An 853-nucleotide genomic window follows, 5' to 3' on the forward strand; every position below is an offset into this window, starting at 1 on the left:
TAGTGCCTTAATCTCATCAGGTCCTGAACCCGGTGCCCGTCCTAGCCCAATATCAATCCGTCCTGGCGCTAAAGCTGTTAGCAACTTAAAATTTTCTGCAATCTTCAGCGGTGAATAATGCATAATCATGGTACCACCCGTACCCAAATGAATGCGGTCTGTTTTAGCTGCCGCATAAGCGACCAACATCTCCGGTGATACTGATGCCAAACTTGGCATATTATGATGTTCCGCAAACCAATACCGGTTATAATTCATTTTCTCAATCTCTTGGACAAATCGCATGGTACGTTCAACCGCACCCTCAGCCGATTCCCCTTTATTTATCGTCACTAAATCGTGCACGCCTAATTCCACAAAAAACATCCTCTCTATTCTTATGCTCCCTACTATTATAGCCGGTGCATCTTGAACTAGAAAGAAATACGACTTGACTAATCCTGACTTTAATTAAAAAACTAATCCTTGTGCTAAATAAGCCACCACATTCAAGACCCCAGCCAATAGCATGATCACCACCGGGTCCCACTTGGTTTTAAATAATAAAGTTAAACATATAGCAAAAATGACAATCGCAACGATGTTGATGGTTTGTACCCCCACCACTTGGTCGCCCCAAAAGCTCGTCACTAGAATAGACATCCCAGCCGTCGCAATCATAGCCACAACCGCTGGACGAAGAGCTTTTAGAACATACTGCAATGAATCCAAATTCCGGTATTTCATGTAAACATAGGCCAAAATGGTTACCAAAATAATCGATGGAAAGACCGATCCAAGCGTCGCCACAATCCCACCTGGTATACCCGCAATCTGATTGCCCACAAAAGTCGCCGAATTTATAGCAATCGGT

2 protein-coding genes are annotated in these 853 nt (G+C 43.6%); both read right to left on the reverse strand.

Features of this window, described 5'->3' with window-relative positions:
- Positions 1–366 (reverse strand): MsnO8 family LLM class oxidoreductase (locus ACRCJ0_RS16400; RefSeq protein WP_431391228.1); only part of this gene is annotated, 366 nt, incomplete at its 3' end.
- 84 nt (positions 367–450) lie between these two features.
- A partial coding sequence (locus ACRCJ0_RS16405) for a chromate transporter (RefSeq protein ID WP_431391230.1) occupies positions 451–853 on the reverse strand: 403 nt, incomplete at its 5' end.

The organism is Aerococcus sp. L_32 (genome assembly GCF_050689315.1).